General features: G+C 45.5%; 14 protein-coding genes. All 14 read left to right on the top strand.

Features of this window, described 5'->3' with window-relative positions; all coding sequences use genetic code 11:
* Positions 1 to 45: 45 nt before the first annotated feature.
* Positions 46 to 1,194, top strand: coding sequence for a sodium ion-translocating decarboxylase subunit beta (locus ABFV83_RS10460; RefSeq protein ID WP_349948791.1), 1,149 nt, complete (start codon positions 46 to 48; stop codon positions 1,192 to 1,194).
* A gap of 67 nt (positions 1,195 to 1,261) precedes the next feature.
* Complete coding sequence (locus ABFV83_RS10455) at positions 1,262 to 2,674, top strand: oxaloacetate decarboxylase subunit alpha (RefSeq protein ID WP_349948790.1); 1,413 nt, start codon at positions 1,262 to 1,264, stop codon at positions 2,672 to 2,674.
* A 199-nt stretch (positions 2,675 to 2,873) separates the two neighbouring features.
* Positions 2,874 to 5,198 (top strand): dockerin type I domain-containing protein, encoded by a 2,325-nt coding sequence (locus tag ABFV83_RS10450; RefSeq protein WP_349948789.1) that lies wholly within the window; start codon positions 2,874 to 2,876, stop codon positions 5,196 to 5,198.
* 24 nt (positions 5,199 to 5,222) lie between these two features.
* On the top strand, positions 5,223 to 7,055 hold the full coding sequence (locus ABFV83_RS10445; RefSeq protein ID WP_349948788.1) for a cadherin-like beta sandwich domain-containing protein: 1,833 nt from the start codon (positions 5,223 to 5,225) through the stop codon (positions 7,053 to 7,055).
* Between the two features lie 253 nt (positions 7,056 to 7,308).
* Complete coding sequence (locus ABFV83_RS10440; RefSeq protein WP_054738108.1) at positions 7,309 to 7,695, top strand: GntR family transcriptional regulator; 387 nt, start codon at positions 7,309 to 7,311, stop codon at positions 7,693 to 7,695.
* A gap of 22 nt (positions 7,696 to 7,717) precedes the next feature.
* Positions 7,718 to 8,335: an excinuclease ABC subunit B gene (locus tag ABFV83_RS10435; protein WP_349948787.1), complete on the top strand. Its 618-nt coding sequence runs from the start codon at positions 7,718 to 7,720 to the stop codon at positions 8,333 to 8,335.
* Entirely contained in the window at positions 8,328 to 9,359 is a 1,032-nt protein-coding gene (locus ABFV83_RS10430; RefSeq protein WP_349948786.1) for an ATP--guanido phosphotransferase, read from the top strand. Before ABFV83_RS10435 ends, ABFV83_RS10430 begins: the two co-directional genes overlap by 8 nt.
* Positions 9,360 to 9,473: 114 nt before the next feature.
* Positions 9,474 to 11,924, top strand: coding sequence for an ATP-dependent Clp protease ATP-binding subunit (locus ABFV83_RS10425; RefSeq protein WP_349948785.1), 2,451 nt, complete (start codon positions 9,474 to 9,476; stop codon positions 11,922 to 11,924).
* Between the two features lie 101 nt (positions 11,925 to 12,025).
* Positions 12,026 to 12,439: a hypothetical protein gene (locus ABFV83_RS10420; RefSeq protein ID WP_054738109.1), complete on the top strand. Its 414-nt coding sequence runs from the start codon at positions 12,026 to 12,028 to the stop codon at positions 12,437 to 12,439.
* Between the two features lie 71 nt (positions 12,440 to 12,510).
* Positions 12,511 to 13,902 carry a DNA repair protein RadA gene (gene radA / locus ABFV83_RS10415; RefSeq protein WP_349948784.1) on the top strand — a complete coding sequence of 464 codons (1,392 nt, stop codon included), beginning with the start codon at positions 12,511 to 12,513 and terminating at the stop codon, positions 13,900 to 13,902.
* A gap of 215 nt (positions 13,903 to 14,117) precedes the next feature.
* Entirely contained in the window at positions 14,118 to 15,665 is a 1,548-nt protein-coding gene (locus ABFV83_RS10410; RefSeq protein ID WP_349948783.1) for an alpha-glucoside-specific PTS transporter subunit IIBC, read from the top strand.
* 22 nt (positions 15,666 to 15,687) lie between these two features.
* Complete coding sequence (locus ABFV83_RS10405; RefSeq protein WP_349948782.1) at positions 15,688 to 17,037, top strand: 6-phospho-alpha-glucosidase; 1,350 nt, start codon at positions 15,688 to 15,690, stop codon at positions 17,035 to 17,037.
* Positions 17,038 to 17,193: 156 nt separating this feature from the next.
* Entirely contained in the window at positions 17,194 to 17,952 is a 759-nt protein-coding gene (locus ABFV83_RS10400) for a MurR/RpiR family transcriptional regulator (RefSeq protein ID WP_349948781.1), read from the top strand.
* 476 nt (positions 17,953 to 18,428) lie between these two features.
* A complete protein-coding gene (locus tag ABFV83_RS10395) occupies positions 18,429 to 19,850 on the top strand; it encodes an MBOAT family O-acyltransferase (protein WP_349948780.1) in 1,422 nt (473 codons plus the stop codon).
* The last annotated feature ends 13 nt before the right edge of the window (positions 19,851 to 19,863 follow it).

Below are 19,863 nucleotides of genomic sequence, written 5' to 3'. Positions count from 1 at the left end.
CCGCTGTAAAGACAAACAGGGCGGATCCAATATGGAGGGATTAACATGGATTATATTAGTAATACATTTACAAATCTTCTTCAGCAGACCGCATTTTTTAACCTGACCGCAGGAAATATGATCATGATCCTTGTAGCCTTTATATTTTTATATCTGGCTATAAGGAAAGGTTTTGAACCCCTGCTTTTGGTGCCGATTTCCTTTGGTATGCTGTTGGTTAATATCTACCCGGATATTATGAAGGAAGCTGGAGCGGATGGCTCCGGAGGCGGACTGCTGAATTATTTCTTTAAGCTGGATGAATGGGGCATCCTGCCACCCCTGATTTTCATGGGCGTGGGAGCCATGACGGATTTTGGGCCCCTGATTGCCAATCCAAAGAGCTTTCTTCTTGGAGCGGCAGCCCAGTTTGGTATCTATACTGCGTATTTTCTTGCCATCTTCATGGGCTTTAACGATAAGGCTGCTGCTGCCATCTCCATCATCGGAGGGGCTGACGGACCGACTTCCATATTCCTTGCAGGAAAGCTGGGAATGACTTCCCTCATGGGCCCCATTGCGGTTGCGGCTTATTCCTATATGGCGCTGGTTCCCATTATCCAGCCGCCCATCATGAAGCTTCTGACCACGGAAAAAGAGAGAAAGATCCGGATGGAGCAGCTTCGTCCTGTATCAAGGCTTGAGAGGATCTTATTCCCGATCATCGTAACAACGGTGGTATGTTTCATTCTTCCTACAACAGCTCCCCTGGTGGGCATGCTGATGCTTGGAAACTTATTTAAAGAATCCGGCGTGGTGAAGCAGCTGACGGAAACTGCAGGCAATGCCATGATGTATATCGTGGTAATTCTGCTAGGTACTTCCGTAGGTGCTACGACTAGTGCGGAAGCATTCTTAAACTTAAGTACCATTAAGATCGTTGTTTTAGGCCTGGTGGCTTTTGCAGTAGGAACGGCTGCCGGTGTATTGTTTGGCAAGCTGATGTGCAAGGTTACAGGCGGCAAGGTAAATCCCCTCATCGGCTCCGCAGGTGTATCTGCGGTTCCTATGTCAGCCCGTGTATCCCAGAAGGTGGGCGCTGAGGCAGATCCTACCAACTTCCTGCTGATGCATGCCATGGGACCAAACGTGGCAGGTGTTATCGGCACAGCAGTTGCGGCCGGTACATTTATGGCAATATTCGGAGTAAGATAACTTTCACATGGAAAGGCTTTAAGCCTTTCCTGCAATCAGAAGAATTGACAAACATGGAGGTAAGACAATGGCAGAAATAGAGAAAAAGCCGGTTAAGATTGTAGAGACAGTCCTTCGTGACGCTCATCAGTCTTTGTTTGCTACGAGAATGACAACCGAGCAGATGCTTCCCGTCATCGGGAAGATGGATCAGGTTGGTTATCATGCAGTAGAATGCTGGGGCGGTGCAACCTTTGACGCATGCCTGCGTTTCTTAAAGGAAGATCCCTGGATGAGGCTGAGAAAATTAAGGGATGGATTTAAGAATACAAAGCTGCAGATGTTGTTCCGGGGACAGAATATCCTGGGCTATAACCATTATTCCGATGATGTGGTAGAGTATTTTGTCCAGAAATCCCTGGCCAACGGCATTGATATTATCCGGATTTTTGATTGCTTTAACGATCTGCGCAACTTACAGACTGCGGTAACTGCGTGCAATAAAGAAAAAGGCCATGCACAGGTTGCTTTAAGCTATACCCTGGGAGAAGCTTATACCCTGGATTACTGGAAGGACATTGCAAAGAGGATCGAGGATATGGGGGCTGATTCCATCTGCATCAAGGACATGGCAGGCCTTTTAACACCGTACAAGGCTGATGAGCTGGTAAGGGCGTTAAAGGAATCTACAAAGCTTCCTATAGATTTACACACCCACTACACTTCCGGCGTTGCTTCCATGACCTATTTAAAGGCGGTTGAAGCAGGCTGTGATATCATTGATACCGCTATGTCACCTCTTGCCCTTGGAACCAGCCAGCCGGCTACTGAGGTCATGGTTGAGACCTTCCGCGGCACGGCCTATGATACGGGTTACGATCAGAACCTGTTGGCGGAAATCTGCGCATACTTCCAGCCCATCAGAGAGGAAGCATTAAAGAGCGGCCGCTTAAATCCAAAAGTACTTGGCGTGGACATCAAGACTCTTCAGTATCAGGTGCCCGGCGGCATGCTTTCCAACCTGGTGAGCCAGTTAAAGGAAGCCGGTCAGGAAGACAAGTATATGGAAGTACTGCGGGAAATTCCAAAGGTACGGAAAGACTTTGGAGAACCGCCTCTTGTTACTCCGTCTTCCCAGATCGTGGGTACCCAGGCTGTTTTAAATGTCATTAGCGGTGAACGGTATAAGATGGTAACAAAAGAGACAAAGAAGATTTTCATGGGCGAGTTCGGACAGACGGTGAAACCATTTAACGCGGAAGTCCAGAAGAAGATCATCGGCGATGAGACGCCGATCACCTGCCGCCCGGCTGATTTGATTCCGCCCCAGCTTCCTCAGTTTGAGAAAGAATGCGCACAGTGGAAGCAGCAGGATGAAGATGTACTTTCCTACGCACTGTTTCCGACGGTTGCCAAGGAATTCTTCCAGTACCGGGCCGCACAGCAGACCGGCGTGGATTCTGCTCTGGCAGATAAGGAAAATAAGGCTTATCCCGTATAATATTCATCAAAAAGGTTTCCCGATTTTGGGAGGCCTTTTTTTCATAAGTCTAAAGATTTTCTTACAAATATTTCCATTTGTCTGAACTTTAGCTGATTCAGTTGACACATGGTATCATTTGTCATTATAATAAATAAATGTATCATTTACATATAATTGGAAATTTATAAAATTCAAGAGGACTTATTGGGAGAAACAGATGAAAAAGTATAAAAAAGCTCGTAAGATGGCCGTCATTCTGGCCAGCGTCCTGGTGATGGACTCTTATATGGGAGCGGTTTCGCCATACATAAATGCTTATGCTTATACGGAAAAGGCTGCAACGGTAAATGCCACCACATTGAATGTGAGAAGCGGCCCGGGTACGACCTATTCAGTCGTTACAAAATTAACAAATGGAGCATCGGTAACAGTGATCGATGAAAAAAACGCTTCGGATGGAGCGCTCTGGTATCAGATCCGGGTATCCGGTTCCGGCGGCCAGGCAGTTACCGGATATGTTTCCAAAAGCTATCTTAAGTTTCCAGCCACCTATACCAATAATGCGGATTTTGAGTCCCGGCTTACTGCGGAAGGGTTTCCGGAAAGCTATAAGGTAAAGCTTCGTACGCTGCATGCCCAGTATCCCAAGTGGGTATTCCGCGCCCAGCATACAAACCTGGACTGGAACACAGCCGTTAAGGAAGAAAGCCAGGTAGGAAAGACCTTGGTCCACACCAACAGTCTGTCATCCTGGAAATCTACGGTAGATGGCGCTTATAACTGGGACACCAGTACATGGATCGGATATGACGGAAGCAGTTGGGTCACAGCTTCAGGGGATATTGTAAGATATTATATGGATCCCAGAAATTTCCTTGATGAGACCAATGTATTCCAATTTATGACCCACACCTATGACAGTAATAAGCATACGGCAGAAGGCTTAAAGACCATGGTAAAGGGTACGTTTTTATCCGGAGAATCTTCCGGCGGAAGCAGTAACCCGGGAAATACGGACAGTTCTTCCGGCGGCACCGTCACAGGGCCAGGAGCTGTCATTGGGCCGGGTGCGGCTATTAACCCCGGTACAGGGGCAGCATCGGAAACCGATTCAGGAAAGGCCAGCCTGGAAGGGCCGCAGGCTTCCATAACCCCTAAAAACCTTCCCGTTGTCATGGAATACGGGCCAGGTGCCAGCCTGACAGGACCATCCTCATCCAATACTAATATCACTGGATCGGTAACAGGCAACAGTGCCTATGTGAACATGATCATGAATGCGGCTTCCCAGTCAGGAGTAAACCCTTATGTCCTTGCTGCCATGATCATTCAGGAGCAGGGATCTTCCGGATCAGGCAAAAGCATTTCAGGTAAAGAATCCGGTTATGAAGGATATTATAATTTTTTTAATATAGAAGCATATCAATCCGGAAATATGACCGCGGTGCAAAGAGGCTTATGGTGGGCGTCCCAGTCAGGCAATTATGAAAGGCCATGGAATTCTCCTGAAAAATCAATTTTAGGCGGAGCGTTCTATTATGGTAATAACTATGTAAAAGTTGGGCAGGATACCTTTTATCTGAAGAAGTTTAATGTACAGGGGTCTAATTTATATAAACACCAGTATATGACCAATGTGCAGGGAGCTGCATCAGAGGGTGCTGTTTATTCAAAGGCCTATAACAGTGATATGAAACAGACAGAGCTTGAGTTTAAGATACCGGTTTATAATAACATGCCTGACAACGCCTGCAGCCAGCCTACGGGCGACGGCAATCCAAACAATAAGCTGTCTGGCTTAAGTGTGGAGGGATTTTCCATGACTCCTACCTTTAGCCGTGATACCCTTGAATACAACTTAATTGTGGATCCCGCAGTATCAAGCATTAACGTGTATGCAACTGCCCTCAGTTCTTTGGCTTCTGTCAAAGGAACAGGGACTATATCGCTTTCAAGCGGTAATAATGATATCAAGGTGGCAGTTACTGCCCAAAATGGAAGTGTCAGGGAATACGTCCTTCATGTAGTGCGCCAGAACAACGGTCCTACTTATACCTCAGGCGTTGGTACAGGAACAGGCTCCGGTGGCAATCCTTCTTCCGGTTCCGGAGGCAATGCCTCTTCCGGCCCTGGCGGCAGCATCGGCCCGGGAGTATCCAAGCCTTCCGGTACGGATAATGCAGGAACACCGGGTGGGAGCAATGTGACCATAGCTCCCAATGGTTCCACGAGCATTTCCGTTCAGACTTCTACAGGAGTCATAGCCCAGGGACCTGGAACGGACATTAAGGTGACCGAAGCTGTCACAGGCAGTCCGCAGCAGACCCAGGCTCCTGCCGACGGCCAGTCCTCCTCCAGTGCAAAAGGAGATATTAATGGGGACGGAAAAATAAACAGCCTGGATGTTCTGAAGCTTCAGCGTTACCTTCTGAATTTGGAAACCATATCTGAGAAGGGCAAGCTGGCAGCTGATTTAAATGGAGACGGCAAGGTGAATTCACAGGATCTTCTGCTTTTGCAGAAAAAAATCCTCGGACTTTAAAGTCCAACAGAAATAGGAGACAATATGAATAGGAAACTAAAAAAACTGACGGCTGGTATTATGCTGGTCTGTGTGATTGCCATATCCTGTCCTGCCGGACGGCTGGTATCCTGGGCCGCAGATGCCAAGATCGCGTTTTCTGACCCATCGGTCATGGTGGGGAACGAAGTAACCGTAAACATGAAAGTGACCAGTGACAGCGCCCTGGGTACGGCGGAGATCATGCTGGCTTATGATCCGAATATTTTGGAGTTTGTCGGGGGAACCAATGCAAATGGCGGCGCAGGGGCTATTAAGGTTTTAGGAACCATGGATTCCGCCAATCAGAAGGCCTTTAGTTTTACCTTGAAGTTTAAGGCTCTGCAGGCGGGAAATACCCAGATCAGCATAACTTCCCAGGAAATCTATGATGTGGATTCCCAGGCGGTTTCACTCAGCAAGCAGGGGAGCTCATCGGTTAAGGTCACCTCTCCTGCCACATATTCAAAAGATGCAACACTGAAATCATTAAAAATTTCTCCAGGGACCCTGACTCCGGCATTTTCTGCGGCTGTTGACAGCTATACGGCAGAGGTTGACGCAAACACAGTGGACCTGGTAGTCAATGCGGTGGCAGCCAATGCCGGCGCCCATGTAACTCTTCAGGGAGAAAAGGGCTTAAAGGCCGGAGAAAACCAGGTGGTTGTCAAGGTAACTGCAGAGGATGGGCAGACCGTTAAGAATTATACCATTCAGGTTAAAAAGGCAGAGGGTGGAGAAACAGTCCCTGCCACAGGAGGAAGTACAGAAACTTCTGAGGCCGAATTCGGCGAGGCAGCGGTGACCATAAACGGAACGGAATACAGCATTGCTTCATCCTTTGATGAAGCAGCGCTTCCGGAAGGCTTTGAGTCTCAGACTTATTCCTATAAAGGAACAGAAGTCATGGCTGGAAAAGGACTGGAAAAAGACCTGCTTCTCCTTTATTTAAAGGATTCAGGAGGAAATGGCGGATTCTACATTTATAATGAGGGCTCTGATTCCTGGGCCCAGTTCGTACAGGTAGAGACCATTGCAAAGGCCATTGTCATCATTCCTCTTGACAAGGATACGGTTGTGCCGGAAGGCTTCCGTGAACGGCAGGCCGATATTGACGGCGCGCGGGTGACCGGCTGGGTGGAAGACTCAGAGGCTGAGCCTCAATATTGCCTGTTCTATGCAATGAACTGGAACGGAGAAAAGAGTTTCTACCGTTATGATCTTACTGAAAAGACCATTCAAAAATACTATGCTTCCGGGGTTTCCAATAGTAAGTATGTGGAAATGGCAAACACATACGACCGGCTGACCAGGGATTACTACAGGCAGTTCTACATTTTAATTGCAGTGAGCGTCGCGGCCCTTGGCCTGCTGGTTGCTGTGATCGTCCTTGTAAGAAAAGGAAACGGATCAGGCCCGATCCGGCCAGGCAGGGACAGCTCCGGTAAAGGAAAGGAACCAAAACCGGCAGATGACAGACTGTGGGATGAGCCGGAGGAAGAAATCCCTACAAGCAAGATCAAAAGATACAGCAGGGAAGAATTTGACAGACAAAACTTAAGAACCGGACTGGATCCGGAATACCAGGAAGAATATGTGGACGAGCCTGATTACGATGATGAGGCAGAATCAGAAATCCGTGACGAGGATGATTTCATCGAGGAAGCCAGTTTGGAAGAATTAGAACGGGACCTGACATCTTCTGTGGAAGGCCATTCCGGGAAACCAAAGGGAAAAGGCGGACAAAGGCCGGGCTATAGGGAGCCGGAAGGCTTTAAGGAAGCAGAAGAGCCTGCCAAGGATGAAGACGACTTTGAGTTCCTGGATCTGGATGATTAAAGAATTGTAAACAATTAGAATGACAGTGATGAAAGCACCTGAATGAAGGTGCTTTCGTTATAGGCTTTTATCATAAGGAACCGGTAGAAAAAATCAATTTATATTTTAAGAAATCTGACCATATAATGACCAGCAGGACGGATCCCATGCAACGTTTAAAAAGGGGAATGATGCCAATTGATTTTTTATGTTGAAAAAGGCAATGGGTTGTGCTATTATGTGTATAACAGATATAACGAAAGATGGTGAAAATATGTTTTTACAAATTGATTTTAACAGTGATGAAGCCATATATATCCAGCTTCGGAACCAGATAATCATAGGAATCGCCACTGAAAGTATAAGAGAAGGTGACCCCCTGCCTTCCGTGCGCCAGATGGCCGACAACATAGGTATTAATATGCATACGGTAAATAAGGCGTACTCTGTGCTGAAACAGGAAGGGTTCGTCAAGCTGGACCGCCGTAAAGGGGCCGTAGTGTCCCTGGACGTGGATAAAATCCAGGTCCTTGATGAAATGCGCAAAGATTTAGGAGTTGTGCTTGCCAGAGGAGTCTGTAAAAATGTATCATGTGAAGAGGTTCACCAGCTGGTTGATGAAATATTCCAGTCATTTTTAAGGGGCCAGAGGGAAGAGTGATTCACTGGATTGGAGGTTCATTATGTTATGTGAAAGATGTAAAATTCGCGAAGCAAATATACAATATACAGAAGTTGTAAATGGGACAAGGAAAGAGCATCATTTTTGTGCCCAGTGCGCAAAAGAGATGGATTTTGGCGTGTACGCAGCTATTTTTGACGGAGAGTTTCCCTTAGGAAAACTGCTTTCCGGTCTTTTGGGAATAGAAGATACAGATCAGGAGCCGGATAAGCTCCATCAGATCATGTGCCCGACCTGCGGAACCGGGTACGATGAATTTGTCAGAGACAGCAGATTCGGCTGTGCAGATTGTTACAGTGTGTTCGGCCCTCTGATGGAAGAGAGCTTAAAGCAGCTTCATGGAAATCTCATCCATACGGGAAAAACACCGGTTTACCAGAGGCAGGACTACATGAACATAAGACTGGGAACAGGGGAAGAAGGAGACACTGCTTCCGGCTTTCAGGACGGCCATTCTGAGGGCATGCCGTTGCACCCCAAAAGCGTGGGCAACCGTGAGGAAATCTTTCAGTGGGATGCCAAATTAAAGGAAGCCCTGCGCTTTGAGGATTACGAGATGGCAGCCGTATGCCGCGATAAGATAAGAGAGCTGAAGAAAGGAAATGAGACAGATGCTTAGATGGTTTGAACAGAAGGACACTGGTCGGCCTGGAGTAATAAGCAGCCGGATCCGCCTGGTCAGGAACTGGCAGGATTACCGGTTTCCAGCAGCCCTTGATGAAAAGGAAAGCAGCGAGATGGTCCACAGACTGGAGTTTGGCTTAAAGGATTTAGGCAAGGCAGAAGGAAAGAATTTTGAGTTTGCCATGCTTGGGGAGTTGGAAGAACTGGACCGGACGGCTCTTAAAGAGCGGAGGGTCCTTAATTCGGCAGCCGTTTCCAATAAGAAGCCTGCCGGCATTCTTATTTCCGAGAATGAAGATACAGGCATTGTACTTAACTGCGATGACCACATCCGGATCCAGCTTCTCCAGATGGGACTTCATCTGGAAGAACTTTGGGAAAGGGCGGACAGAATTGATGATTATATCAATGAACGGTTTGCATATGCATTTGATGACCGTTACGGTTATCTCACCTCCTTTCCCACCAATATGGGGACCGGTTTAAGGGCATCGGTGGTGGTGCACCTTCCCATGCTGTCCCAGGGAAGAAAGTTCCAGGGCCTTATCAGTGATATGGGCCGGTTCGGGGCTTCCATCCGGGGTGTTCATGGGGAAAGGGATGAGAACTTTGGCTCCCTTTATGAGATATCAAACCAGAAGACTTTGGGCCAGACGGAGCGGGAGATCTTAGATACGGTTACAAAGGCAGCCATTCAGCTGACCAACCAGGAGCTTCAGGTAAGAAAGCTTTCTCTCCAGAGGCACAGAGGTGAGAGAGAAGATGAGGTATACAAATCCTATGGGGTATTAAAATACTCCAGAAGGCTGACTTCCCGGGACGCCATGATTTTCCTATCACAGATCATGGCAGGACTGGCAGACGGCCTGATCCATACGGAGGAAGATTTTTCCGTCTACCGCCTGATGCTTGGAATCCAGCCGGCGAATTTACAGAAGCTTTCAGACCGTCCATTAAACAAGGAAGAACTGGATGGAGCCAGGGCGGAATTTATCCGGAAGGAATTACCGGAGCTGTAAGAAACACGGTTTAAGGGTTTTTTACTGCTATCGGGGCAGCCGCCGAATGAACATGCAGCCATGTTCGTCCGGCTTGCTGCCCGCGTAAATTAAAATGACAGGAGGATTGCATTTATGATAGACAGATTTACGACAAAGGCCAAGACAGCCATTAATCTGGCTGTGCAGGCAGCGGAACGTCTTGGCCACAGCTATGTGGGAACGGAGCACTTATTACTGGGGCTTTTAGAAGAGGGCAGCGGAGTGGCTGCCAGGGTCCTGGAAGAGAACGGGGTAAAAGAGGATAAGGTTTTAAACCTGATCAGCCAGCTTATCGCTCCCGATCAGGCAGTCCGTCTGAAAGAAGACGGAGGGTATACTCCTGGTGCCAGAAGGGTCCTTGAGAACAGCTACCGGGAAGCCGTGCGGTTTAAAGCAAACTTAATCGGTACAGAACATTTGCTCATTTCCATAATCCGTGACAATGACTGCGTCGCTTCCAGGCTTTTAAATACCATTGGGATCAGCATTCAAAAGCTTTATATTGATGTGCTTTCCGCTATGGGAGAGGATGCTCCTGCCAATAAAGAAGAGTTATTGAAATCACCAAAGGCAAAGGGGAGCACACCGACTCTTGACAGCTACAGCAGGGATTTGACGGAGCTTGCGGTACAGGGAAAGCTTGATCCGGTCATTGGAAGAGAGTCGGAGATCAAGCGGCTGATCCAGATACTGAGCCGGAGAACCAAGAACAATCCATGTCTCATCGGAGAGCCTGGAGTGGGTAAGACAGCAGTTGTGGAAGGCCTGGCGCAGATGATAGCAGGAGGTGATGTACCTGAAACCATTGCAGATAAAAGGCTTCTGACCCTGGATTTATCCGGCATGGTGGCCGGTTCCAAATACAGGGGAGAATTTGAAGAGAGAATTAAAAAGGTGATTGCCGAGGTGATCGATGATGGGGAAGTCCTTTTGTTCATCGATGAGATCCATACGATTATCGGTGCCGGCGGAGCGGAGGGAGCCATTGACGCCTCCAATATATTAAAACCTTCCCTGGCAAGAGGAGAACTGCAGCTGATCGGTGCCACCACCATTGAAGAATACCGTAAATATATTGAAAAGGACTCTGCCCTGGAACGGCGTTTCCAGCCGGTTACGGTGGAGGAGCCTTCCGAAGAAGCTGCTATCGGCATATTAAGAGGGCTTAAGGGACGGTATGAGGATCATCACAAGGTGACCATTACAGAAGATGCCATAAAGGCTGCGGTAAAGCTGTCTTCCAGGTATATCAATGACCGTTTCCTTCCGGATAAGGCCATTGATGTCATTGATGAGGCTTCTTCCAAGGTACGCCTGACCACATTTGTGGAACCGGCAGAAATTAAGGAACTGGAAGCTGAGATCGAACTGCTGGAGGATCAGAAGGAAGCAGCCATTAAGGCCGAAGCCTATGAAAAGGCTGGAACCATTAAGAAAAAACAGGAAAAGAAGCGGGAAAAGATAGAAAAGATCCGGGAGCGCTGGCAGAAGGAAAAAACCTCAAAAAACCTTATAGTCGATGAGGGAGAGATCGCTGATGTGGTATCAAGCTGGACTAAGATCCCTGTAAGAAAGCTGGAAGAGGGAGAGAGCGAACGCCTCTGCAATCTGGAAAATATCCTTCATGAGAGGGTAATCGGCCAGGAGGAAGCGGTTACCGCTGTTTCAAAGGCCATACGGCGGGGAAGAGTGGGACTTAAGGATCCTAAGCGCCCCATTGGCTCCTTCCTGTTTTTAGGGCCTACGGGCGTGGGAAAAACCGAGTTATCCAAGGCCCTCTCAGAAGCCATGTTCGGTACGGAAAACGCCCTGATCCGGGTAGACATGTCTGAGTATATGGAAAAGCACAGCGTTTCCAAGATGATTGGCTCACCGCCAGGATACGTAGGTTATGACGAGGGCGGACAGCTAAGTGAAAAGGTCCGCAGGAATCCCTATTCTGTCATATTGTTTGATGAGATTGAAAAGGCCCATCCTGATGTGTTCAATATTCTGCTCCAGGTGCTTGATGACGGTCATATTACAGATGCCCAGGGCCGGAAGATTGATTTTAAGAATACCATTATCATCATGACCTCCAATGCAGGAGCGGAGAACATCATATCTCCAAAACGTCTGGGCTTTGGTGCGGTTTCAGATGAAAAGGCTGATTATAAAATCATGAAGGACCGGGTAATGGAAGAAGTAAAGCGTTTGTTCAAGCCTGAATTCATTAACAGGATCGATGAGATCATCGTATTCCATACGTTAAATAAGACGCACATGAAGGATATTGTGACGATCATGGTAAAGGATATCATGAAGCGGACATCAGAACAGATGAGCATCACCCTGGAAATCGAAGAGGATGCAAAGGATTACCTGATCAATAAGGGATATGATGAGAAATACGGTGCAAGACCCTTAAGGCGTACCATTCAGAACTGCCTGGAGGATAAGCTGGCAGAAGAAATTTTAAATGGAACGGTAAAAACAGGGGATAACGTTGCTGTGACTGCAGGTGAGGACGGATTAAAATTTTCTGTTAAGGAACTGGTGAAATAACTAGCCTTTTCATATCAATTCGTGTATAATAGCTACAAGCGAAATCATTTGTTCATCGCCTTAAAAAGGATAAGTAAACAAAATACTAGGAGGGCAAACCAATGCCGGTAATTGAAGAATTAATCCGTACAGAACAAGACGGAACGATCAGTTTTGGTAATTACAAATTAAAGACAAAGTCAAAATTACAGGATTTTGAGCACGATGGTGATTTATATAAAGTAAAGACCTTTTATGAAATAACCAAGCTGGAACGAAACGGCATGTTCGTATATGAATCCGTACCGGGAACCGCTGCCATGAATTTCACCGTATCCAATGACGGAGTGGAATTTTTAGTAGAAGGTGACAAGGATGCACAGCTGACCATTCAGCTGGCAGAGGATACGGAATATGAGGTGTTTGTGGCTGATGCTGCCGTTGGAGGCATGAGAACCAATATGAGCGGAAAGCTGTCCATCAGCGTAGAACTGAATGAAGAAACACCTGTAGCAGTGAAGATCAAGCGAAGATAACAGGATGTAAAGCTGGGTTCGGCTCTTTTATGAAGAGCCGGGCCCAGATTTTTTCGTTAGGAGGGAATTCCATGGCAAAGGGGAAAACAACAGCATTCTTCTGTAAGGAATGCGGATATGAATCGGCAAAATGGCTGGGGCAGTGCCCGGCCTGTAAGGAATGGAATACGTTTGTGGAGGAGCCTGCCGGAAAAAAAGAACCTGCGGCTAAGCGGGGAATCAGTGGAAAAGCGACTGCAGGAAATCATTTCATGAATGCCAGGCCTTCCCGGTTGTCTGAAATCCAATTAGACGAGCAGGACCGGATGAAAACCGGATATGAGGAACTGGACCGGGTTCTTGGCGGGGGTGTTGTCAAAGGCTCTCTCGTGTTGGTTGGCGGTGATCCGGGCATTGGCAAATCCACGCTGCTTTTGCAGGTATGCCGCAACCTGGCAGCCGACAGCAGAAAGGTGCTTTACATATCAGGAGAGGAATCCTTAAAACAGATTAAGCTGCGGGCAAACCGGATCGGGGAAGTGAAGGGGGATTTATTATTCCTTTGTGAAACAGGACTGGAGCTGATTGAAAGTGCTATTGAGGAAGAAAAGCCGGATGTGGTGATCATTGATTCCATACAGACCATGTTCCGGGAAGAAATTTCTTCCGCCCCGGGAAGTGTCAGCCAGGTAAGGGAATCTACCAATATCCTGCTTCAGATCGCCAAGGGTGCGGGAATTGCCATATTCATCGTCGGCCATGTAACAAAAGAAGGTGTGGTGGCCGGTCCCAGAGTCTTAGAGCATATGGTTGATACAGTTTTATATTTTGAAGGAGACAGAAGCGCTTCTTACCGGATCATCCGGGGAGTGAAGAACCGTTTTGGGTCCACCAATGAGATCGGCGTTTTTGAAATGGTTGAGAGCGGGCTTTCCGAGGTGAAGAACCCTTCGGAATACATGCTCAGCGGAAGGCCGGAGGATGCCTCCGGTGCAGTGGTTGCCTGTTCCATGGAAGGCACCAGACCCATGCTTTTGGAGGTTCAGGCCCTTGTTACTCCAACAGCCTTTGGTATGCCCAGGCGTACTGCGGCAGGTACGGATTATAACAGGGTAAACCTTTTGATGGCTGTTTTGGAAAAACGGTGCCATTATGACCTGTCTCATTTTGATGCTTATGTGAATATTACTGGCGGCTTACGTATGAATGAGCCTGCTTTAGACTTAGCCATTATTATGGCGATTGTATCCAGCATGAAGGACAAGGCCGTGGATCCGAAAACCATTATTTTCGGGGAAGTGGGATTGGCAGGAGAGGTGCGGGCCGTGTCCATGGCTCAGCAGAGAGTGAATGAGGCGAAGAAGCTGGGATTTAATACCTGCGTAATGCCGGAAATTTCCCTGGGAAAGATGGGGAAGGTGGAAGGGATGCGCCTGATTGGAGTCGGGAATGTAAGAGAGGCTATTGTAAGGGTTATGGGGTGAAGCCATTTTGAGGGCTTCACCCTTATTTTATTTGGTAATATTAGTTACTCTATAAGTAATTGAGAAATTTCCCGCATAAATGGGAAAAATAACAGATATTCTTACCTTGTGCCGAAAGCCCTTACAGGGCTGTTTTTTTATATGCCGGTATGCTATGTTATTTACGGATGAAGATTTTCGCGAAAATTCACACTTACCTATAGGAGGATATTATTATGATGGAGAAACTGCAGAGGTTTGGAGGAGCGATGATGGCACCCGTAATGCTTATGCCATTTGCCGGTATTATCATCGGATTCTCGACCATTTTCATGAATGCAGATATTATGGGGGCTTTAGCAGCAGACACTACGACCTGGTATAGATTCTGGTCCATGATGTATGATGGGGGATATGCAATTTTTAATCAGCTTCCATTGTTATTTGTAATTTCATTGCCCATTGGCCTGGCAAAAAAGGCAGCAGGCCGTGCGGCGATGGAATCTTTTGTAATTTATATTATCTTTAATTACTTTATTCAGTCTCTGCTTACATTCTTTGGCGATACAATGTTCCATGTAGATTTCGCTCAGGAAATAGGCGGAACAAGCGGACTTGCAATGGTCGCAGGAATTAAAACAATGGATATGAGCGTTATTGGGGCCATTATGATTGCTGCAATTGCCGTATGGATTCACAACTGCTGGTATGATAAGAAACTTCCAAGCGTAGTAAGCTCTTTTCAAGGTTCCGCTTTAATCGTTATTATTGGTTTTGTTTTCATGATTCCAATGTCCTTTGCAGTATGCTTTATATGGCCCGGTGTCCAATCCGCTATTTTAGGATTGCAGGAGTTCTTATCAAAATCCGGTAATCTTGGTGTATTCCTGTTTACCTTTTTAGAGCGCATTACCCTTCCTACCGGCTTGCATCATTTTTTATGGACGCCGTTTGATTTAGGTCCAGCAGTCATAGCAGACGGTAACTGGACACACTGGATGGCCCATGTAAATGAATACGCTGCTTCCACAGCTCCCTTAAAGGAATTGTTTCCTACCGGTGGATTTGCATTATATGGAAACTGTGCCGTCTGGGGAATGCCTGCCATAGCGCTGGCCATGTATAAAACGGCCCGTCCGGAAAATAGAAAGAAAGTTGCAGCGATGCTGATTTCTGCTGCGATACCTGCTGTATTATGCGGTATTACTGAGCCAATTGAGTTTACATTCTTATTTATATCCCCCATGCTGTTTGCGGTAGGTGCAGTTCTTGCTGCTTTGCTTTCGACTGTTTTGTACATGTTTGGTGTCGTAGGTTATCAAGGCGGAGGGCTCATGGATTATATCACCTACAATTGGATGCCGATGATGAAGAATCATATGGGAGAAGTCATTACTCATATTGTGATCGGTTTGATCTTCTCTGTAATCTATTTTGTGGTATTTTACTGGGCCATAAAGAAATTCAATATTATGACTCCCGGCAGAGAGAAAGATATGAGCAATGAAGTTGAGCCGGCAAAGCAGACCGGATCTGCATCCAGTGTTTTCCATGACGAAGCGGTTGGCTTTTTACAGGCTTTAGGAGGCAGGGAAAATATCGAAAGCGTTACAAATTGTATGACAAGATTACGTCTCAGTGTGAAAGAGGAAAGCCTTGTTGCAGCAGATGAGGATTTTAAGAAATATAATGCAAAAGGCGTTGTCCGCAAAGGGAAAGCAATACAGGTAATCATTGGTTTTGATGTAGAAAATGTAAAAAATGAATTTGAAAAGCTGTTATAAATGAATAAATGAGGTGGATAAAATGTTAAATACAGAATTAGAAAAAAGTTCAGTTGTTATTGCTGGCGGCGGAAGTACCTATACCCCGGGAATCATACTTATGTTATTGGAACATTTAGACCGCTTTCCGCTGAGGAAAATTAAGTTTTATGACAATGACCCGCAGAGGCAGAAAGTAATTGCTGATGCATGTGAGATCATCATTCATAAGAAACATCCGGAAATTGAATTTCTGGCAACCTGTGATCCTGAGGAAGCTTTCACGGATGTTGACTTTGTTATGGCACACATTCGTGTTGGTAAATACAAAATGCGGGAGCTGGATGAAAAGATTCCTCTGAAATATGGAGTTGTCGGCCAGGAAACATGCGGTCCAGGCGGAATTGCATATGGAATGCGCTCGATTCAGGGTGTTTTAGAATTGGTTGATTACATGGAAAAATATTCCCCGGATGCATGGCTGCTTAACTATTCCAATCCGGCTGCCATTGTAGCAGAAGCCACCAGAAGATTACGGCCTAAAGCAAAGATCCTTAATATTTGTGATATGCCCATCAGCATCGAAAATAATATGTTAAAGATATTAGGATATGAAAAACGAAGTGATATTATTACCCAATATTATGGACTAAATCATTTTGGCTGGTGGTATGGTGTAAGAAGCAAAGACGGAAAAGACCTGATGCCTGAGCTGAAAAAGCATGTAAAAGAAATGGGATATTTTATACCTTCAGACGCAGATGAGGCGAAGCAGCATGGGGATTCCAGCTGGAATGAAACCTACCGTATGGCAAAAGACATTTATGCAATTGATCCGGATACCCTGCCAAATACGTATTTGAAGTATTATCTTTTACCGGATACGGTTGTAAAGCATTCGGATATCAATTGTACAAGAGCAAACCAGGTTATGGATACAAGAGAAAAGGAAGTTTTCACAGCATGCCGCATGATTGCCGGGAACAAGGCGTTTGAAGGCAGCGAATTATCTTTGGATGAACATGCTTCCTATATTGTGGATCTGGCAACGGCATTAAAATTCAATACTTATGCAAGAATGCTTCTGATTGTTGAAAACAATGGAATTATTGAAAACTTTGATAATACAGCAATGGTTGAAGTTCCATGTCTGGTGACCTCTTCCGGACCTCAGCCTTTGTCAGTTGGTACCATACCCACCTTCCAGAAAGGTCTGATGGAAGAGCAGGTAGCTGTTGAGAAACTGGTCGTAGATGCCTGGATAGAAGGTTCTTATCAAAAATTATGGCAGGCGGTTGCGCTGTCCAAAACGGTTCCAAGCGTTACGGTTGCAAAACAGATTTTGGATGACTTATATGAAGTAAATAAGGAATATTGGCCGGAACTGAAATAAGGTGAAATTGTAAAAGAGGGGATAGTTTATATATTTTATTGAAAAATGACAGAGCTTTTTTCTGTCATTTTTCTTAATATTAGAGCCGGATATCGATAGTATATTTTTTGCCCGGGATATGATACTATGAAAGAAATATTAAAATGAGGTGGCATCATGCTGATTGAAGCGATTAATAAAAATTATGATAAATTAAATGAATCAGACATTCAAAGCCTTTCTATTATCATGGCAATTGTATATAAGATTTCTGAAATGAGTATTGAAGACCTGGCAAATGAATGCAATACATCGAAGAGCACTATTTTAAGATTGACCCAAAAGCTGGGGTTTTCCGGATACAGTGAATTTAAGAATTATTTGAAATGGGAAAATAAAGAACAAGTGAAAAGCAATGATAAGGATATCAAATCAAGCGTAAGAAGTGATTTTCTGAATACGTGCCAGCAGACAGAATCATCTGCGAATCTGTCCGTCATAGCAAAGGAAATTCATAAGTCACAAAATGTTGTTGTTTATGGAACGGGACAGGCCCAGAGCCATTGTGCAATGGAAATGCAGCGTTTGTTTATGCAGATGAATAAATATATCTATTGTGTAGGCGCCAGTGATGAGCTTTGCATGTTGTCAAAGAATCTGGGACCTGATGATCTGGTGATTGTAATTTCTTTATCCGGGAATGTGCAGAAGATAAAGGATACCCTGCAACTGCTTCATCTGAAGAAGGTAAAAATAGTATCTATCACAAATCTTCAAAGTAATTTGCTGGCGGGTATGAGTGATTATAGTTTGTATGCGGTTAGTAGTCCGGTTAAGATTGGGGAACATTTGTATCACAATTCGTTTGTTAATTTTTTGACTGTTATTGAGTATGTGTTTTTGAGTTATATTGAGGTGAGTAAAGGATACTCTTGATTATAGATATAAAAATAGAGAATAAAAGAGTAATCTGGTTTTAATCAGGGACTGATAGTGCTATGGACACAGATTTGGAAACGGTTAGTGGTAAATGGTATTATCTGGATCAGAGTGTAAAATGGGTGCAAAGCTGATATGCTTTCATTGGATAAGAATGAAGCATTACAGTATTTAGAATTAGCATTAAAGAAAGAGGGCGGGTATTTCATATTTTGGGACCTGCCTGTTTTTTGTTTGTAAATTGTGATTTTACAAATTATCGAAACAAGAAAAATCAATCTGTTTGCAACAGCATTATATACGCCCCATCTCCCTGCTGGTAAAATGATAACGTCTGCTCCAACTATAACCATCTGATACTTTAAAACATTGCTTGGCAGACAAAAAAACACAAAATTTTACAGAAATCTGCAACTTTCCGGTCTCCTGTTTCGTCTAATATAATAAATACATATGTTAGGAATAAATGTCAAATGATTTTTAGTAGCCTGGAGTTTATATTTCAATTTCTGCCGGTGTTTCTGGTTCTTTATTATGTGTGTCCGGACAGAACAAAAAATATCTGCCTGCTTGCAGGAAGCCTGCTTTTTTATTTTTATGGAGTTGCGGACCATCCGGCCTATATGGTGCTTTTGCTGTTTTCTGTCTGCGTCAATTACTGCATTGGCAGGAAAATGAAACGATACAAATCTCGCTTAAGACGCGGGAAATGGCTTCGCCTGGGAATTGCCTACAACCTGTTTTGGCTGATTCTGTTTAAATATTCTGGTTTCCTGATTGAACAGATCAGTTTATTGCTTCAAAATGGAGGACTGGAGAAAGCTGCCCTTCCTGTTCTTCAGCCGGCTCTTCCGCTGGGAATCAGCTTTTATACCTTTCAGGCCATTTCTTATCTGGTCGATGTGTATCGGAAGGATGCGGACCCGGAAAAATCATTTCTGGACTTTGCCCTGTATATGACCATGTTTCCTCAGCTTATTTCCGGACCGATCGTAACCTATGCTTCTCTCAGGGAGTCAATTAAAAAGCGGGTCCACACCCTGGAACAAGTGGAAGCAGGACTTCGGGAATTTACAATCGGACTGGGCTTAAAGGTGCTGCTTTCAAACCAGATAGGCGGACTGTGGAGCCAGATTGGAGCAGTAGGATATGAAAGTATTTCAACGCCTCTTGCATGGATGGGACTGGCAGCTTTCAGCCTGCGGCTGTATTTTGATTTCTATGGCTATTCCCTGATGGCAAAGGGACTGGGAAGGATGTTGGGATTCTCCCTTCCGGATAACTTCCACCATCCTTATATGGCTCTGACCATGACAGATTTTTGGCGCAGATGGCACATGACTCTGGGCGGCTGGTTCCGGAATTATGTATATATTCCGCTGGGCGGAAACCGCGAGGGCTCCTTAAAAACCTTTCGGAATATGCTTGCAGTATGGCTCCTGACCGGACTATGGCACGGAACAGGCCTCAATTTTCTCTTATGGGGAATTGCGCTGTTTGCACTGATTTCATTAGAAAAGCTGGGACTGGGAAAACTGCTGGAACGCTGGAGAACTTTGGGGCATGTGTATATGCTGTTTGCAATTCCTCTTACATGGATGTTATTTGCAATAACGGATTTTTCACAGTTGGGAATATATGTTCAGCGGCTGTTCCCCTTTCTGGCACCTGCCGGTAAATATACATATTTTGCTGGAGATTTCCTGAAATACGGAAGGGTCTACGGAATGTCCTTAAGTGCCGGTTTCCTTTTCATGACCGGTCTTCCACGAAGACTGTATGACCGAAAACGGAAAAACCTGTGTACAGCAATTGCCCTTCTGATCATATTCTGGCTGAGTGCCTATTGTATGAAAATGGGGGCAAACGATCCGTTTATGTATTTCAATTTTTAGATTGTGAGGAAAA

Source organism: Lacrimispora sp. BS-2 (genome assembly GCF_040207125.1).
Classification (GTDB): Bacteria; Bacillota; Clostridia; order Lachnospirales; family Lachnospiraceae; genus Lacrimispora.
The sequence above is the reverse complement of the archived record's forward strand: the minus strand, read 5'-3'. Positions and strand labels throughout refer to the sequence as shown.